The sequence below is a fragment of the Methanoregula sp. genome, assembly GCF_028679125.1.
Lineage (GTDB): Archaea > Halobacteriota > Methanomicrobia > Methanomicrobiales > Methanospirillaceae > Methanoregula.
This window is the reverse complement of record NZ_JAJRCG010000004.1, coordinates 63,901-78,498: the sequence shown is the minus strand read 5'-3', so window position 1 is coordinate 78,498 and position 14,598 is coordinate 63,901. Positions and strand designations below refer to the sequence as shown.

At 55.0% G+C, this 14,598-nt stretch carries 16 protein-coding genes and 1 pseudogene; 8 read left to right on the top strand and 9 right to left on the bottom strand.

The annotated features are described in order from the left end of the window. The first annotated feature begins 37 nt into the window (after window positions 1-37). Both LUQ43_RS13390 and LUQ43_RS04365 read left to right on the top strand, forming a co-directional pair. On the top strand, window positions 38-247 hold the full coding sequence (locus tag LUQ43_RS13390; RefSeq protein ID WP_363318488.1) for a type II toxin-antitoxin system HicA family toxin: 210 nt from the start codon (window positions 38-40) through the stop codon (window positions 245-247). Next, on the top strand, window positions 240-488 hold the full coding sequence (locus tag LUQ43_RS04365; protein WP_299964284.1) for a type II toxin-antitoxin system HicB family antitoxin: 249 nt from the start codon (window positions 240-242) through the stop codon (window positions 486-488). Before LUQ43_RS13390 ends, LUQ43_RS04365 begins: the two co-directional genes overlap by 8 nt. A gap of 10 nt (window positions 489-498) precedes the next feature. On the opposite strand, the gene LUQ43_RS04360 is transcribed toward LUQ43_RS04365, so the two are convergent. Next, on the bottom strand, window positions 499-1,896 hold the full coding sequence (locus LUQ43_RS04360; RefSeq protein ID WP_299964281.1) for a DNA-directed DNA polymerase II small subunit: 1,398 nt from the start codon (window positions 1,894-1,896) through the stop codon (window positions 499-501). Window positions 1,897-2,025: 129 nt separating this feature from the next. On the opposite strand from LUQ43_RS04360, the gene LUQ43_RS04355 reads away from it, so the two are divergent. From LUQ43_RS04355 to cofH (LUQ43_RS04345), 3 genes and pseudogenes are all read left to right on the top strand, one after another. After that, window positions 2,026-2,646, top strand: a complete 621-nt coding sequence (locus tag LUQ43_RS04355; protein WP_299964279.1) for a LysE family transporter — start codon at window positions 2,026-2,028, stop codon at window positions 2,644-2,646. A 77-nt stretch (window positions 2,647-2,723) separates the two neighbouring features. Then, complete coding sequence (locus LUQ43_RS04350) at window positions 2,724-3,443, top strand: signal peptidase I (protein ID WP_299964277.1); 720 nt, start codon at window positions 2,724-2,726, stop codon at window positions 3,441-3,443. Window positions 3,444-3,460: 17 nt separating this feature from the next. After that, window positions 3,461-4,552: pseudogene (gene cofH / locus LUQ43_RS04345) on the top strand (5-amino-6-(D-ribitylamino)uracil--L-tyrosine 4-hydroxyphenyl transferase CofH). A 38-nt stretch (window positions 4,553-4,590) separates the two neighbouring features. Here cofH (LUQ43_RS04345) and LUQ43_RS04340 read toward each other — a convergent pair. After that, entirely contained in the window at window positions 4,591-4,890 is a 300-nt protein-coding gene (locus LUQ43_RS04340; protein WP_299964275.1) for a YunC family protein, read from the bottom strand. A gap of 124 nt (window positions 4,891-5,014) precedes the next feature. On the opposite strand from LUQ43_RS04340, the gene cofH (LUQ43_RS04335) reads away from it, so the two are divergent. Together cofH (LUQ43_RS04335) and LUQ43_RS04330 are read left to right on the top strand one after the other, a co-directional pair. Beyond that, complete coding sequence (gene cofH / locus LUQ43_RS04335; RefSeq protein ID WP_299964273.1) at window positions 5,015-6,103, top strand: 5-amino-6-(D-ribitylamino)uracil--L-tyrosine 4-hydroxyphenyl transferase CofH; 1,089 nt, start codon at window positions 5,015-5,017, stop codon at window positions 6,101-6,103. Between the two features lie 53 nt (window positions 6,104-6,156). Further along, on the top strand, window positions 6,157-6,618 hold the full coding sequence (locus LUQ43_RS04330) for a pyridoxamine 5'-phosphate oxidase family protein (RefSeq protein WP_299964270.1): 462 nt from the start codon (window positions 6,157-6,159) through the stop codon (window positions 6,616-6,618). A 6-nt stretch (window positions 6,619-6,624) separates the two neighbouring features. On the opposite strand, the gene LUQ43_RS04325 is transcribed toward LUQ43_RS04330, so the two are convergent. From LUQ43_RS04325 to LUQ43_RS04315, 3 genes are read right to left on the bottom strand one after another with little or no spacing between them, the layout of a single operon-like run. After that, window positions 6,625-7,179 carry a flavodoxin family protein gene (locus LUQ43_RS04325; protein WP_299964566.1) on the bottom strand — a complete coding sequence of 185 codons (555 nt, stop codon included), beginning with the start codon at window positions 7,177-7,179 and terminating at the stop codon, window positions 6,625-6,627. Window positions 7,180-7,205: 26 nt separating this feature from the next. Further along, window positions 7,206-7,643: a GIY-YIG nuclease family protein gene (locus LUQ43_RS04320; protein WP_299964268.1), complete on the bottom strand. Its 438-nt coding sequence runs from the start codon at window positions 7,641-7,643 to the stop codon at window positions 7,206-7,208. After that, window positions 7,636-8,238, bottom strand: a complete 603-nt coding sequence (locus tag LUQ43_RS04315) for an MBL fold metallo-hydrolase (RefSeq protein ID WP_299964266.1) — start codon at window positions 8,236-8,238, stop codon at window positions 7,636-7,638. Before LUQ43_RS04315 ends, LUQ43_RS04320 begins: the two co-directional genes overlap by 8 nt. A 25-nt stretch (window positions 8,239-8,263) precedes the next feature. Here LUQ43_RS04315 and thiC point away from each other — a divergent pair, with 25 nt between their 5' ends. Then, complete coding sequence (thiC, locus tag LUQ43_RS04310; RefSeq protein WP_299964264.1) at window positions 8,264-9,589, top strand: phosphomethylpyrimidine synthase ThiC; 1,326 nt, start codon at window positions 8,264-8,266, stop codon at window positions 9,587-9,589. A 134-nt stretch (window positions 9,590-9,723) separates the two neighbouring features. Here thiC and LUQ43_RS04305 read toward each other — a convergent pair whose 3' ends face one another. The 4 genes from LUQ43_RS04305 to LUQ43_RS04290 form a co-directional block, all read right to left on the bottom strand. Beyond that, complete coding sequence (locus LUQ43_RS04305; protein ID WP_299964262.1) at window positions 9,724-10,800, bottom strand: HEPN domain-containing protein; 1,077 nt, start codon at window positions 10,798-10,800, stop codon at window positions 9,724-9,726. After that, a complete protein-coding gene (locus LUQ43_RS04300; protein WP_299964260.1) occupies window positions 10,775-11,122 on the bottom strand; it encodes a nucleotidyltransferase domain-containing protein in 348 nt (115 codons plus the stop codon). The genes LUQ43_RS04305 and LUQ43_RS04300 overlap by 26 nt, the downstream gene beginning before the upstream one ends. Window positions 11,123-11,421: 299 nt before the next feature. After that, entirely contained in the window at window positions 11,422-12,681 is a 1,260-nt protein-coding gene (locus LUQ43_RS04295) for an ATP-binding protein (RefSeq protein ID WP_299964255.1), read from the bottom strand. A gap of 198 nt (window positions 12,682-12,879) precedes the next feature. Beyond that, window positions 12,880-14,568 (bottom strand): hypothetical protein, encoded by a 1,689-nt coding sequence (locus LUQ43_RS04290; protein ID WP_299964253.1) that lies wholly within the window; start codon window positions 14,566-14,568, stop codon window positions 12,880-12,882. Window positions 14,569-14,598 lie beyond the last annotated feature (30 nt).

Here is a 14,598-nt window from a genome sequence, read left to right as displayed (position 1 = left end):
GCATTGTATCGCCATCTAAAAAGATCATGCAAAGCATATCCGTTTCGATCTCCTGTGCACAGCGGCAGAAAAATTTGGTTTTATCTGCCGCGGGGGAAAAGGAAGCCACAGAATTTTCGTTCGGGATGATGTTCGGGAGATGCTGAATTTTCAGGATGTTGGCGGCAAGGCAAAACCTTATCAGGTGAAACAGTTGTGTAAAATAATTGAGAACTATTCCCTGCTGGAGGAGGCCGACCATGCATAAATATACGATAGAGATTTTTTACAGCGAGGAAGACGGGGGGTATATTGCAGTAGTGCCCGAGCTTGCCGGTTGTTCTGCCTTTGGAGACTCTGAAGAAGCGGCGTTGCGTGAGGTCAAGGTCGCGATGGATCTCTGGCTCGATACTGCAAGGAGCGAGGGACGACCCATTCCCCAACCCCAGGGAAAAGAGTTATTGCAGGGAATTGTCGAGAAGAAGGATCGTGAATCTGCGGTTACATAAACCCTTTTTTTCACAGGAAAGAAAACGTCTCCGGCACCAGCGTCTGCAAATCAACGACCACCGCGAGCGCCGGTGTCGGGTTCACGTTCATCTGCTTCTGGAACGCGGTCTGGGACTGCCATGTCCCGGCATTGACGCCGAGCACGCCACGGTACGTCGTGATGCCCTTGATGTGGACATGGCCGGTGTGGAGGATCTCGGGCAGGGGATCGATGATCAGCCGGTCGGTCCTGCCGGCAGCGATCGGTGTCCGGCGGCCGTATGCGGGGGCGAGATGGCGGCGGATCAGCATCTCCTCCATCATCAGCCCGCTCTGGTCATAGGAGGCCCCGGGGATCAGGCCGATCATGTCATCGATGGACCTCCCGTGGTACATCAGCACCCGGACCCCCTGGAGGTTGACCATAGCCGGGTTCTCGACCAGCGTGCAGTTGGAGGGGAATTTTTTTGTGAACGCCTCCGGGATCACGGGCTGGGGCTCAGCGCCCCGCACAACGTCGTGGTTGCCGGGTGCGGCAACGATCTTGATCCGTGAGGGAAGATCGGCGAGCATGGCCCCGAACGCATCGTACTGCTCGTAGATGTTCTTGATCGTCAGTTCTGCGTCCTGGTTCGGGTAGATACCGATACCGTCAACGAGATCCCCGGCAATCAGGAGGTACTGGTAATCCGAATCCGAGAGCCAGTCGGCAAACCGGTTCCAGGCGCCTTCGAGGAACGTGTTGCTCCCGACATGGACATCCGAGATCAGGACCGCTTTTCCCGGCTGTTCGCTCCTGAACGGGGTATTGTCGATGCGGATGTCCGGGCGGTAGATCTGACTGGCAAAGAAGAGGTGTCCGTCGCTCGAGAGCTTTCCCTTCACCCCGATCACCTCGTCGTGGACGACCTTCTCGGCATCCGTGTACCCCGGCTTGCCCTGCCGGAAGAGCACCTTTATACTGGCAGACAGGTCCTCAATCTCAACCATGCGATGGTTGTTTTTCGTGGTGCTCATATCCACGACCATCCCGATGACGGTGCATTCCTCCTGCCGGTAGCGGGTACTCTTGGTCAGCGCCTCGATGGGGATTGCGCCGGTACGCGCCCGGATCATCCCGCCAAGGCGGCTGAAACGGTCCCGGAAATAGTAGAGGTAATCGCCGGTCCCGTTCACGGGACCTGATGTGCCCGCGGTCCCGCTGACAACCTCGAGGCTGGGATCGAGAAGGAACCGGGTCCCGTCCCGGGTGGCGTGCATCCCGGGGATATGTTTTGCAGATACGACAACGGTATCTGCCGGCACCTGTGCAAGGATCCGGTCGATCAGTTCCGGCTGGTCCTGCTCCTGGATATAGCGCACCACGTCCGGGTGTACCTGGAACCCGGTATCGAGGAAGCGGAACGCGATCTCCTGCACAGTGAGCATACCAGATCATTGGTTGCCGGCAAAATATAGCCTGCCATCCCGACCCTGCCGTGAGACCCGCCCCACGGGGAAACGAACGGATTCATTATCCCAGGGATAAAACAGGTACCAGCAGCCGGGTGCGCATTCATGTACGGGATCCTCTCAACGCTGGTACTGGGTTTTCTCATCGGTCTCACCGGGGCGCTTGCGCCCGGCCCCACGCTGGTCGCTACCATCAACGCATCCCTTGCCGGGAACTGGACCGCGGGCCTGAAGGTGTCGCTCGGCCATATCATCATCGAGACTGCCCTGTTCTTCTTAATCATCCTCGGCCTTGCAGGGTTTGCCACTCCTTACACCACGGGAATTGCCGTGATCGGGGGAATAGCGCTCATCATCTTCGGGATCATGACGATTAGCGGCAGCCGGAGCGCAAGCCTTACCACTGCACCCGCGCAGGCGGCGGCCAATCCGTACATGGCCGGACTCCTGACCAGTGCCGCCAACCCTTACTTCTGGATCTGGTGGCTCTCGGTCGGGAGCGCCCTCCTCATCTCGTCGCTTGAAGGCGGGCTCCTCCTTGCCGCGGTCTTCATGATCGGCCACTGGGCTGCCGATACCGGTTGGTACACGTTCGTCTCGACCGGTATAGCCAAGGGGAGGAATTTTCTTTCGGACACCGCGTATCACCGGATCATGGCCGTCTGCGGGATCTTCCTTGTCCTCTTCGGCCTCTCCTACCTTTCAGGTTCTCTCATGCCCCGCTGACGGCTTCACTCCAAAGGCGATCCCGCATGGTTAATGTGTGCGGGATTCAACACTATACAAAACCCGCAGGCATACCGATGGCTGACAAAGACACTCCCCGGGATATCCGCACGCTCTTCGCACAATTCCGTACCAGTGACCACTGGGCAGTATCGCTCGCCCGGGACCTCCTCTGGGTGGTGGCAGTTGTCGGCGGGATCGCGCTCGCCCTGTTCCTCATCTGCGGCACATGGCCCGCGGTCGTCACCATTGAATCGGGAAGCATGGTTCCCAACATGAACATCGGCGACCTCGTTGTCGTAGTCGATAAGGACCGGTACGGGGAGTTCATGACCTGGGAAGAGGGAAAAGCTGCGAATGTCTCGAAGTTCAACAGCTACGGCGACGTGATCATCTACAAACCCAACGGTATGTCCTCGGTCCATCCGATCATCCACCGGACCATGGTCTATGCCACGAACGCCATGCCGCTGACCGAGATCCGTGGCAACCAGCTCAAGACGAATTATACGGTTGCCCATGACGGCTACATCACCTGGGGGGACAACAACCCGGCCCCGGACCAGTTCGTCTCCTACAAGGGTATCGGCACACCCGAACCGGTAAAGAACGAGTGGATTGTCGGCAAGGCGCTCTTTACCGTGCCGATTGTTGGGTATCTCCCGCTCCATATCTGGGAAGTTGTGGTGGCTGTCATCATCATCATGGCACTGCACGAACTCTACCTCCGCTCAAAGGAAGGCAAAGAGGAGAAGAAGGGCAGCGACAGATCCAGGAAGAAGGCCGGAAAGAAGTAACGGGAGGATACGGGACCATGACCACAACTACGATACCGGCGCTCCTTTCCGATGTGGCGGGCGGGCACCGGCTCACCGGAGAGGAGGCTGCATTGCTCCTGAAGGCCACCGGCCGGGATGTCTGGACGATCACCACAGCAGCAGACGAGATGCGGGAGTATCGGGCAGGGAATACCGTTACGTATGTCCGGAACCAGAACGTGCATGTGACCAACATCTGCAAGAACCTCTGCGGGTTCTGCGGGTTCGGGCGGAAGAAGACCGACGAGGGGGCGTACTGCCATGACAAGGATGGCATCCAGGAGCAGGCCCGGCTCGCGTAAGAGCGGAAGGTGACCGAGATCTGCCTCCTCTCAGGAGTTCACCCGGGCTTCACGCTCGACACGTACGTGGACATGATGCACTGGATCCACGAGGCGGCACCCGGTGTCCACATCCATGCCTTCAGCCCCGACGAGGTTGCCCATGTGGCTCACCGGGGAGGTCTCTCAACGCCGGAAGTGATTGCCCGGCTCAGGGATGAGGGACTGGGAACCATCCAGGGCACGGCAGCGGAGATCCTCGTGGACTCCGTCCGCCAGGTAATCTGCCCCCGGAAGGTCTCCACCGCCGACTGGGTCCGGATCATAAAGGAAGCCCACACGGCCGGCCTGCGGTCGACTGCGACAATCATGTACGGGTCGTACGAGACCCCCGAAGACCAGGCGACCCATCTCGGGCTCCTGCGGGATATCCAGGACGAGACGCACGGGTTCACGGAACTCGTCACCCTCCCGTTCGTCCACACCAACACCCCGATCTACCAGCAGGGCATTGCCCGGGCCGGGCCCACCGGCCGGGAAGACCTGCTGATGCTTGCCGTTTCCCGTCTCTTCCTTGACAACTTCAACAATGTCCAGGTCGCATGGGGCAAGGTGGGCTTAAAGATGACCCAGCTCGCGCTCCTCTCGGGAGCCAACGATCTTGCCGGCACCATGTTCACGGACGACGTGACCGGCGACGCCGGGGCATCGGGATCGGACTACCTCGATCCAAAAGACATGGAACGCATTGTCACCGATCTCGGCCGGACGCTCCGGCAGCGGACAACGTTCTACGAGCTGGTATAACCGGGAATAAAAGAGAGATCGGGAAAAGAATTCCTTTTTTAGAGCAGTTCCAGCGCCTGGCGGCCGGTCATGCCGTTAGTGATCCCCCGGCCCATGGCCGAACGGTTCGCCTCTTTGACGATCCCTTTCAACAGGTCATCGATGGTGGCAATCGATGGCCCGGTGGACGGCCGCACCTTTGCTGCCGGGTAACTGAACGAGTCGAGCGCCGCCACATCGAAGGCGCCGCACCCGACCAGCCCCACATCGGTCCTGACCGCGACAAGATTCGCCGGCCCGAGGGGGATGACAAAACCCTCTGCACCTTTCTTTGATAACTGGACAGTGACCTGCTGCATGATCTTCCCTGAAGAATGATTGACGCAGGGAAATATGAACCATGCGACAGGAACCTGTGCAGGGAACCGGTACAATCACTTTTATAGAGGTTCCGCCCATCGTTCATTACGACGAGGTTGGGGAATGGGAAGCGATCTGAAGACACTTCTTGATGACGTGAAGGCTGGCCACCGGCTGACGGAGAAGGAAGCTCTCCGGCTCTTCCGGACCACCGGCCGACAGGTCTGGGAGATTGCAACCGCAGCAGACGAGGTGCGCGAAGAACGTGCGGGGAATGCGGTGACGTACGTGCGGAACCAGAACATCAACGTGACCAATCTCTGCGTGAACGCCTGCGGGTTCTGCGGGTACTCGAAGAAACCCGGCGATGAAGGGATCTATTTCCATGACAAAGCCGCGATCCAGAAGAAAGTATCCCTGGCACTGGAGCGCAAGGTCACGGAGATCTGCACGGTGAGCGGCCTCCACCCGGACTTCACCGCGCAGTCCTATACCGATGTATACCGCTGGATCCGCGAGGCGGCCCCGGGTGTCCACATCCACGCGGGCAACCCGATGGAAGTTGCCTATGCTGCAAAGAAGAGCAGGATGAGCACGGTTGAGGTACTCGAGGCGATGAAAGAGGCCGGCCTCAATTCCCTGTGCGGGACGGCAGCGGAGATCCTCGTGGATGATATACGGCAGAAGATCTGCAAGGAGAAGATCCCGACAAAAGAATGGGTCCGGATCATCACCGAGGCGCACGGCCTCGGGATTCCGTCAACTGCCACCATCATGTACGGGCACTGCGAGAGCAACGAAGACCGGGCAGCGCACCTTGCGATCCTCCGGGACATCCAGGATGAGACGGGAGGGTTCACCGAGTTCGTCCCGCTCTCGTTCATCCACATGAACACCCCGATCTTCCGGCAGGGGAAGGCCCGGGCGGGGGCAACGGGCCGGGAGGACCAGTTGATGGTCGCGGTTGCCCGGCTCTTCCTTGACAATTTTAAAAACATCCAGGTCTCGTGGGTGAAGGAAGGGATCAAGATGGCCCAGCTGGGCTTGATTGCCGGAGCCAACGATCTCGGGGGCACGGTCTTCGAGGAGAGTATCTCCAAGGGGGCGGGGGCTACCAACACAGACTACCTCGACCCGAAGGAGATGCAGCGGATAGCAGAGGATCTCGGGCGGACTCTTGCCCGGCGCTCAACCCTGTACCAACTGCTCTGATGTCCTGCACCGGTCTCCTTTTATGATACTGGTGCACCCACTACCATGGTGAAATGATGCGAAGAAAAGACCGGGAGATCCTTGATCCGGCCGAGATGGCAGCAATCCTGACCGAGGCGACCGTGTGCCGGATAGCGATGACCGACGGCGACGAACCCTATGTAGTCCCGCTCTGTTTCGGTTTCATGGACAATGCGATCTGGATCCATTCCGCCCGCGTGGGAAAGAAGATCGGGCTGCTCACCAGGAACCCTCATTGCTGCGTCGAGGTGGATGTGAATGGCGGCCCTCTGCCGGATGAGAAACCCTGCCGCTGGGAATTCCGGTACAAAAGTGTCATCTGCAACGGGGATGCACGGGTTGTTGACGACAACCATGAAAAGAGAAAAGGCCTTGACTGCATCCTGCAGCATTACGGGGCAGGAGAACATTCCTTCACGGACCAGGAGCTTGACAGCGTCTGCGTGATGAAAATTGCGATAACCGGGATGACCGGGAAAAAATACGGGTATTGATAGTACCTAATCGTGGTGGGGTTTTAGGAGGCGGACAATCTTGTCCCCGATCTTCTGCGCTTTTTTCATGGATTCTTCGTCCTTCAGCACATCACCCTCGTGGTATCCCGTGCCCTTCACCGACCCGAGCGAGGCGAACTCGTGGGTGGAGAGGAAGCCTTCGAGCGTCTGGATCGTCCGGCTCGCCCCCTTGTTGGCATGGACGGCAACAGCAACCCCTTTCTTTCCCGCGAGCTGGCGGTCGTGGTACAGCGAATAGGTGCGGTCGATGAAGTTCTTGACCTGCCCGCCGACATCGTAATAGTAGGTCGGCGACCCGATGACAAGGACATCGCATTTCATCACCTTCTGGATCACCTCGTCCCAGTCATCGTTCTCGATCACGCACTTCTTGGTCTCCCTGCACTTCTCGCAGCCAAGGCAGTGCAGGATCTTCCTGCCCGCAAGCGAGACAAACTCCGTCTTCACGCCCCCCTCTTCGCAGCGCCCGAGGATGGTCCCTACCAGTTCCGCCGTGTTCCCCTTCTTGCGCATGCTCCCCGATATGCCCAGAACCCTCATTTCCCTCATATATTACCCATACAGCACTACGGGCTCATGATAGTTGTGGTGACCGGATCGAGCCCGAGACTGCGGAAGGCTTCGGTGATCTCCCGGTGCGGGTCGATCTCCCGCCAGAACAGGTGAGAATTACACCGGCAGTCGCTGCACCCGAAGGAGGGAACGGACGGGTCCCCGAGTGCCCCTGCGAGCCGGCATTCGAGCCGCTCTTCGGTAACCGCGTGGACGGTATACAGGAGCGAACACCGGGGGGAGGTGGACAGGTAATCGACATGCCATTTCGGCGTCCTGTCCTTTGCCCGGGAGAGGCTGACATGGCGACCGAGCCGGGCAAGGCCCCCGCTCCCGAGTGCCGAACCGACATAGATATGCCAGCCCTCACGGAACGTGACCGGCCCGAGCGCCCCGACCTTTATTGTACAGGCCGGATTCCAAAAAACAAGACAATAGATGCCCTTATCCATACCCGCTCTTCATCAGCCCGAGTGCCGCTGCAATGCACCGGCTGCCGTTCTCTTCCGTGGGCTCCCCGTGGCCGGCATAGAGCCCTTCAACATCCAGCACCGAGAGCCGTTCGAGCGAACGCCCGAGATCGGTCCTGCTCCCGCCGGGGAAATCATAGCGCCCGAAGTACCCGTCCGCAAAGACCGTGTCGCCGGAGATGAGCACCCGGTCCTTCTCCGAGTACAGGCAGATACAGCCCGGCGTGTGCCCCGGGGTGTGGATGACAACGAAGTCGCCAATCGTATCCCCGTCCCTGAGCTTGATGTCGGGGAGAATGCCCGGCGAACGGGAGCCAAAGTTCATGGAAAGGGACTTTATATCCTCAAGGAGGCCGAGTGCATCCACCGTGTGGATGGCGACCTTTGCCTTGCACATGTGGGCTATCTCCTTTACCCTTGCGGTATGGTCGAAATGGCAGTGCGTCAGGACAATCGTCTCGATCTGCTCCTTGTAGGGAGCCACCTCCATGGGCATGACCCCCGCGTCCACCAGGATGTTTCCCACAACATAGGCATTTGCCCACGGATCGCCACTGTACAGCCACTCGACCTGCATGCACAATAATAAGGACTCAAAACAGATGTTTCTTATGGACTCGCTCATCCGCAGGTGCAGGAAAGGACTCCCGAAAGAACTGGAGGCAGTTGCACGGGCGGAAGGAATGGAACCGGTACGGCTTGCCCGGGGTATTGTTGACGGACGGATCGTGATCCCGAAGAACCCGGGCCGGAAGCACCGGGCATGTGCAATCGGCGAAGGCTGCACGGTCAAGATCAATATCAATATCGGGACCTCGGGCTCCCGCTGCGACCCGGCCCTTGAGATGAAGAAGGCGCAGGCAGCGCTCGACAATGGCGCCGATGCCCTCATGGACCTCTCGACCGGCGGGGACCTGGTCGCGATCCGGAAGAAGATCCTCAAACTGGATACAACGGTCGGCACCGTCCCGGTGTACGAGGCAGTGCGCAGGGCGGGCAATGCGGTCGATGTCACGCCCGACCTGCTCTTCAAGGTGATCCGGGAGCACTGCCAGCAGGGCGTGGACTTCCTGACCCTCCACTGCGGGGTGAACCGGCAGGCGCTCGAAGCCCTCAAAGCCGATCCGCGCCTCATGGGCGTGGTGAGCCGGGGCGGGTCATTCCACTGCGCGATGATGATGCAGCGGGAAGAGGAGAACCCGCTCTATGCCGAGTACGATTACCTGCTGGAGATCCTCAAAGAGTACGATGTCACGGTCAGCCTCGGCGACGGGATGCGGCCCGGCTGCCTGCAGGACGCGGAGAAACTGGCAAAATCGGTGGAGTACAATACTCTTGGCCTGCTTGCCAAGAAGGCACAGGCTGCCGGCGTCCAGCGGATGATCGAGGGCCCGGGCCACATGCCCCTCGACCAGGTGGGCTACAACGTGAAGATGATCAAGGAGATCACCAGCCACGCCCCGCTCTACCTGCTTGGGCCCATCGTCACCGACATTGCGCCCGGCTACGACCACGTTGTCGCGGCGATCGGCGGGGCTGCGGCCTGCCAGAACGGTGCCGACTTCCTCTGCATGGTCTCGCCCAGCGAGCACCTTGCCCTGCCGGATGTCGCGGACATCATCGAAGGCACCCGGATCGCGAAGATCGCGGCGCATGTCGGCGATACCGTCCGCAGGCCCGAAGGGTTCCGGATGGAGCGCGAGGTGCAGATGGCGGAAGCCCGGCACGAACTGGACTGGGACGAACAGTTCAGACTCGCACTTTACGGCGACCATGCCCGGGAGATCCACGAGCGGGATGGTGCAACGGAGACCTGCTCGATGTGCGGGGACCTGTGCGCTGTGAAGATGGTGAACGAGCTGTTCGGGACCGGGAAGAAGAACGCGGGAACGAAGAAGGATAAACCGAAGGATTCGCCGCGTCCCTGATTATAGCCCCCATTTTTGTATTTCGAACTTTTTTTTCTCTCTACTGCACGGAAATAGATAAAATCGTGCATTATAATGTTACAAATACACGAAAACACACGATCCGGACGGACGGGAATGGTGCCGATAATGGATCAGATCGAATCTTCCGGAGGAATTATCGCATCGAGGATTGGGATAATCCGGGGTACGACCTGCCATGCGATCTCCTTTACCATATCCTTATCGGGTCTGCAAAAGTCTGTTTCGAAGGTCTCATATGTCCTCACAAGAAGATCCCAGGGGAGATCGGGGTATCTCAGGCGGGTTGGTGCATCAACTCTCTGTGCGGAGACGGCAAGCTCCCAGCAGCCATGGGATATTGCGTGAAATGCCATCTCGTCCTTGTCGATTGATTCTGGTGAAGAGTTACCGGTGATCTTCCGGATGTTCCGGGCAGCTATGAGCATATCGAGAAGGTACGACATCTGGCGGAGGACAGGGGGTTTGCCGGAGAGCATCCCTTTTCTTCTGATATAGTTCTCGCTCTGCTCCACGGATCGGCGATCCGCGATATCCACTTTTCGGGAGAAGAGTTCTTCGAGTTCTGCCTGCATGGTGTTCATGTCGAACAACGAGGTTCTGTCATCGGGAGAGAATTCGATCATCACATCGATATCACTGTCGGGACGAAAATCGTCCCGCATGATGGAGCCGTAAAAGGAAAATCTGTGGATATTCCACTTTTTACAGAATGCCCGGATGATCTCTTCCGGCATGGCGATATGCCGGTTCGCGATACGGAGGTCTGGATCTTTCATGGTTCTTCCAGATGTTTCACGTATTATCTGACCTGTTCTGCTGCCCAGCGGATGACTGCCTGAGCCCGTACAACAGCCAGATCGTACTCCTTCTACCGGTTGTTCGAAGCCCGGGTATCGCGTATCGGATGCATACGAGGTAAGGGTGACTGCGTCCCACAGGTCTTCGGGAACGGGGATGCCCTGCTTTCCAAGCGTGGAGAGGAGGGCGTTGATATCGTGGGTGTACGGATAGGGGATCTTTCTGGCGACAAACACCGCTTTGAGCGCTTTTTCTGCGGCCTGCTGGGCCTGGTAGCAGAGATCCTCATAGAGTACCCCCGGCGTTTTTGCACCGGCAAGTGCAAGAGAACTTTCAGCCCTGCGGAGCCATTCGTCCGGGTTATCAGGTGAGCGTGTTTTTCCTTTCATAGACTACCCGTCCCTCTTTCAGTGCCGGGTATACGACACTGAACGGGGAATTCCGGTACTGTTCAACCTGGTGGGGGGTGACCACGACCAGATCGATCGCCCGTGCGATGCCCCGCATCTTCAGGTAAATCGCCCCTGCAACGGTTCTCGGGTTATACCTGCCAGCTTTCACGATGAGGAAATCAAGGTCACTTTCAGGACCTGCCGTGCCGCGTGCAGCAGAGCCGAAGAGGAGAACCTGTTCAGGGTTGGCAGCGTCAACGATACGGCGGATAATCTCGTCGAGCTCGGTATTCTCCAGAAGCAGTACCGGTGGCGCCATTTCTTCCTTAGTGTGGATGGGCGGGAGGAATAATCAACGTTTGGCCGGGTAAAGCGGAATTTACGGACGAACCGTTCAGTCTCGCACTCTACAGCGACCATGCCCGGGAGATCCACGAGCGGGACGGCGAGAAAGAGACCTGCCCGGTGTGCGGGGATTTGTGTGCTGTCAAGGTGGTGAACGAGTTGTTCGGGACCGGGAAGAAAAAGATTGGGAAGGGAAAGAAAGATCAGCGCTTGTAGAGGAAACACCCTTTTTCCGGGATGATTGAGAATGGTGGATTATATGAAAAGTCCCTATTAATCTTCCAGCCCGTCTCTCTCCAGCCATTTCCCGATGGGTTCGTAGATGACAGTCCCCTTGATGCCAAACCACTCTTCCTCAACCACCCGATCCTCTGATTCGGTAAGGATACGGAGCCGGTCGCACTGGAGCTCCCGTCCTGCTTTGAGAAGAGCCCTGACTTCCCGTTCCTTTGTCGTTTGGGATCCGATATATGTGCATACCTGGATAAGCTCTGATACCTGGTTTTGCCTCCGGATTACAAAATCCACTTCTTCCTGCTGGGCATTTTTCCAGGTATAGCATGAAAGCAAGCCGTTCATCTCATGCCGTTTCAGGGCAATAGCGACAAGGTTTTCATAGAGCCGCCCGCGATTCTCTGAAAAGGCTGCGGCTTTTGCCTGGATGAATCCGTTATCGATACAATAGATCTTCCGGTTTGCCGTGATCTGCTCTTTTACCTTGAATGAGAATCTCGGGATGGAGAAGAAGAGGAAGGTCTGTTCAAGATAACCTAAGTATTTCTTGACGGTGTGGACACTCCGGCTGCCGGTTACCTTCGCGAGCGTGGAGTAGGAATATTCGCTTGCAACATTGGAGATAAGGTACAGTGCCAGATTTTCGATAGCAGGGACTGAACGGATGTGATACCTTTTCACGATATCCTTGTACACGACCGCATCGAAAAGGGTTGAGAGGTATTCCTTCCCCTCAAGATCTTTCAGGATCACTTCGGGGAATCCTCCGGTCTTCGCGTACCGAGCAAGCATGGCCTGTTTCTCTGTGGCGGTTACACGTGTGCCACGCGTGCGCAGGACTTCCCGGAACGAGAAGGGGAAGAGCGTGGTCTGGAGGTATCTTCCGGTCAGGTGCGTGGCAAGTTCGGAGCTGAGGAGCTGGGAGTTGCTGCCGGTGAGAATGAGGCGATACCCCTCCCGCTGGAGCCGGTTGACGAAGAGTTCCCAGCCCGGCAGGTTCTGGATCTCGTCGAGGAAGAGAACTTTCGGTGAACCGAACACATCCTTTACTGCCGCGATGATCTCGTCACCTTCCCGTGCCGCAAGCCGTTCGTCATCGAAGTTCACGTACCCGAACCTGCCATCCTCCGGCAGCTGATGCATGGCAAAGAACGATTTCCCGGCTCTTCGTGGTCCTGAAATTACCCGTATCAGGTCGCCCGACCTCTCGCTGATCGCGGCATCCCGTTCTATATACCGCTCCTTAAGCCTGCTCTCGATCTCGCGTCGCTGGGTGATCAGTGCATCGGTTACTGCCATTCGATGTTCCTGAAACATTATAGTGCACGGAAATAGATAAAATCGTGCATTATAATGTTATACATGCACGAAATCCGGTGGGTGCCCGGCACCGGGTCGCTTGGGATGGGGCATCTTCACTTTTTACAGTATTTCGTGTACACTATCAAATTTCCCTAACGATTTAAGGCCATATTGATTGAAACATTCATTAATTTACTAAGTTTTTGTCTTGAGGACAAGTTGCAACACAGAATTAAAATCAATCAATTCACCGTCTGCGAACCGAGATGTGAAAAAATTTTGAAGGGTCGGATACCCCGTTGATTCCAGAAATGCGAAATTAATCCATTCATAATATTGTTGATAATGAGCCTGACTGAAGAAATTATTAGCGATTTTCACTAACAATAATATTTCTAATAATTGTGGCAGAACTAACGAGCTGTTTTCATATTTTTTCTTTTGATATCTTCGATATTCACTTACACAATCGTCAATATTCCATGGCCATTCTTGCCCTGTTAGTATTGTGAAGATAAGATTCTCAATTTTACATATTTTTAGACAATCGAGAATTTCTCGTTGTTTACATAGTTGTGCAAATAACTTGGTTCGTTTATCTTCGGGAAGACGGAGATTGTACAAACAATAGTGTATTACCATCGGAATCCTATTTCTCATCTCGGCTTGTGAGATCATAGTTTCATACAATTCCATGAGATCTGAACAATTTGTCATTGGCTTTTGATTGTAGATTGAATTGATATATTGGGAGAAAAAACCGGATAATCTACCACTCACTTCAAATTTCTGAAAACCTTCCGTTCGCCATATCCAATATTCAGGGGCCATTTTCATGATTAAAATACCGGGCAACTCGCTACGGTAATCAAAATTTTCACTTTCGAGATACTCTTGTTCAGAAATGTAGTTATTAATCACATGGTGCGTTAATCGAATTAAACCCGAATAGGTAAAATATGGCGAATTGTCGTGATGGTAAACATCACCTTCTGCGATTGTGGGATGTTTCAAATGTAGAAGGATAGGCTTGAGTTCATGTGCAAAAGACGATCTCATCGAATAGGCGTTTATTAGGGCTTTTTCGATTTCCGAGCGACGGATAGGATGTTTTACATCACGGGATTCTTCAATAAAAAAGGAATCAGTAATATTACTGAGTACAAAATTTGTAAACCTTTTTTGAAGCTTTAAGTGTTGGTCTTTCAATATCGTTTTTTGAATTTTTAAATGGATTTCCGGATCGATTCCATAAAGAATTCCATTCATCTCTTCTGATTTTTGATAATCTTCCCAAATTGGCTGATAATTGTCACCTTTTTGGCTTAAAGATTCCAGACAATAAATCAACATGGAATAGGAAAGATCAAAATTATAATCAAGAATTTTCAATGAATTCGAAAATGCGATTGTACAACTAATAACCGAATTAAATTTTTTACGAGGTAATCCAATTACTTTTCTAATAATTTTTGAAAACTGTTCGATCTCCTCAAGTCTTCCATGTATGTGTGGATCGAAGTAACGAGGTACGTAGTTTGAGGGGCGTGGGGATTGCATCCCGCCTTTTGAAGGTCGACAAAACCGTTCAATATTTTCTTTTTCTGAGTCGAATAGTGCTCGCAATCCAAAAATGCATAGGGACTCAAACTCTTGTACAATTTCTTCATCTCCTGTTCGGACAAGAACAGGATCCTTCTCAATTTGATTCAAATATTTGACAACATAAGCAAAATCATGATTTTTCTCGTAAAATGGAATTAACGTCGTTATACAAGTGTTAATCTCAGAAATCCAGGAATAGTTAGAAAATAAGACATTATATCCGTCTGATTTTGACAGTTCATCCGTGTTAAAAAATTTCCCGGAAATAATCTGTAACATGATACCTCAATGAATTCGAAGAATTGTTCT

Excerpts from the sequence above, each read along its gene's own strand:
- cofH (WP_299964273.1), top strand. The coding sequence starts at position 5,015 with ATGGGAAGCGATCTGAAGACACTTCTTGATGACGTGAAGGCTGGCCAC.
- LUQ43_RS04330 (WP_299964270.1), top strand. The coding sequence starts at position 6,157 with ATGATGCGAAGAAAAGACCGGGAGATCCTTGATCCGGCCGAGATGGCA.
- LUQ43_RS04365 (WP_299964284.1), top strand. The coding sequence starts at position 240 with ATGCATAAATATACGATAGAGATTTTTTACAGCGAGGAAGACGGGGGG.
- LUQ43_RS04320 (WP_299964268.1), bottom strand. The coding sequence starts at position 7,643 with ATGGATAAGGGCATCTATTGTCTTGTTTTTTGGAATCCGGCCTGTACA.
- LUQ43_RS04340 (WP_299964275.1), bottom strand. The coding sequence starts at position 4,890 with ATGCAGCAGGTCACTGTCCAGTTATCAAAGAAAGGTGCAGAGGGTTTT.
- LUQ43_RS04295 (WP_299964255.1), bottom strand. The coding sequence starts at position 12,681 with ATGGCAGTAACCGATGCACTGATCACCCAGCGACGCGAGATCGAGAGC.
- LUQ43_RS04360 (WP_299964281.1), bottom strand. The coding sequence starts at position 1,896 with ATGCTCACTGTGCAGGAGATCGCGTTCCGCTTCCTCGATACCGGGTTC.
- LUQ43_RS04305 (WP_299964262.1), bottom strand. The coding sequence starts at position 10,800 with ATGAAAGGAAAAACACGCTCACCTGATAACCCGGACGAATGGCTCCGC.
- LUQ43_RS04325 (WP_299964566.1), bottom strand. The coding sequence starts at position 7,179 with ATGAGGGTTCTGGGCATATCGGGGAGCATGCGCAAGAAGGGGAACACG.
- LUQ43_RS04300 (WP_299964260.1), bottom strand. The coding sequence starts at position 11,122 with ATGGCGCCACCGGTACTGCTTCTGGAGAATACCGAGCTCGACGAGATT.
- thiC (WP_299964264.1), top strand. The coding sequence starts at position 8,264 with ATGTTTCTTATGGACTCGCTCATCCGCAGGTGCAGGAAAGGACTCCCG.
- LUQ43_RS04315 (WP_299964266.1), bottom strand. The coding sequence starts at position 8,238 with ATGCAGGTCGAGTGGCTGTACAGTGGCGATCCGTGGGCAAATGCCTAT.
- LUQ43_RS04350 (WP_299964277.1), top strand. The coding sequence starts at position 2,724 with ATGGCTGACAAAGACACTCCCCGGGATATCCGCACGCTCTTCGCACAA.
- LUQ43_RS04355 (WP_299964279.1), top strand. The coding sequence starts at position 2,026 with ATGTACGGGATCCTCTCAACGCTGGTACTGGGTTTTCTCATCGGTCTC.
- LUQ43_RS04290 (WP_299964253.1), bottom strand. The coding sequence starts at position 14,568 with ATGTTACAGATTATTTCCGGGAAATTTTTTAACACGGATGAACTGTCA.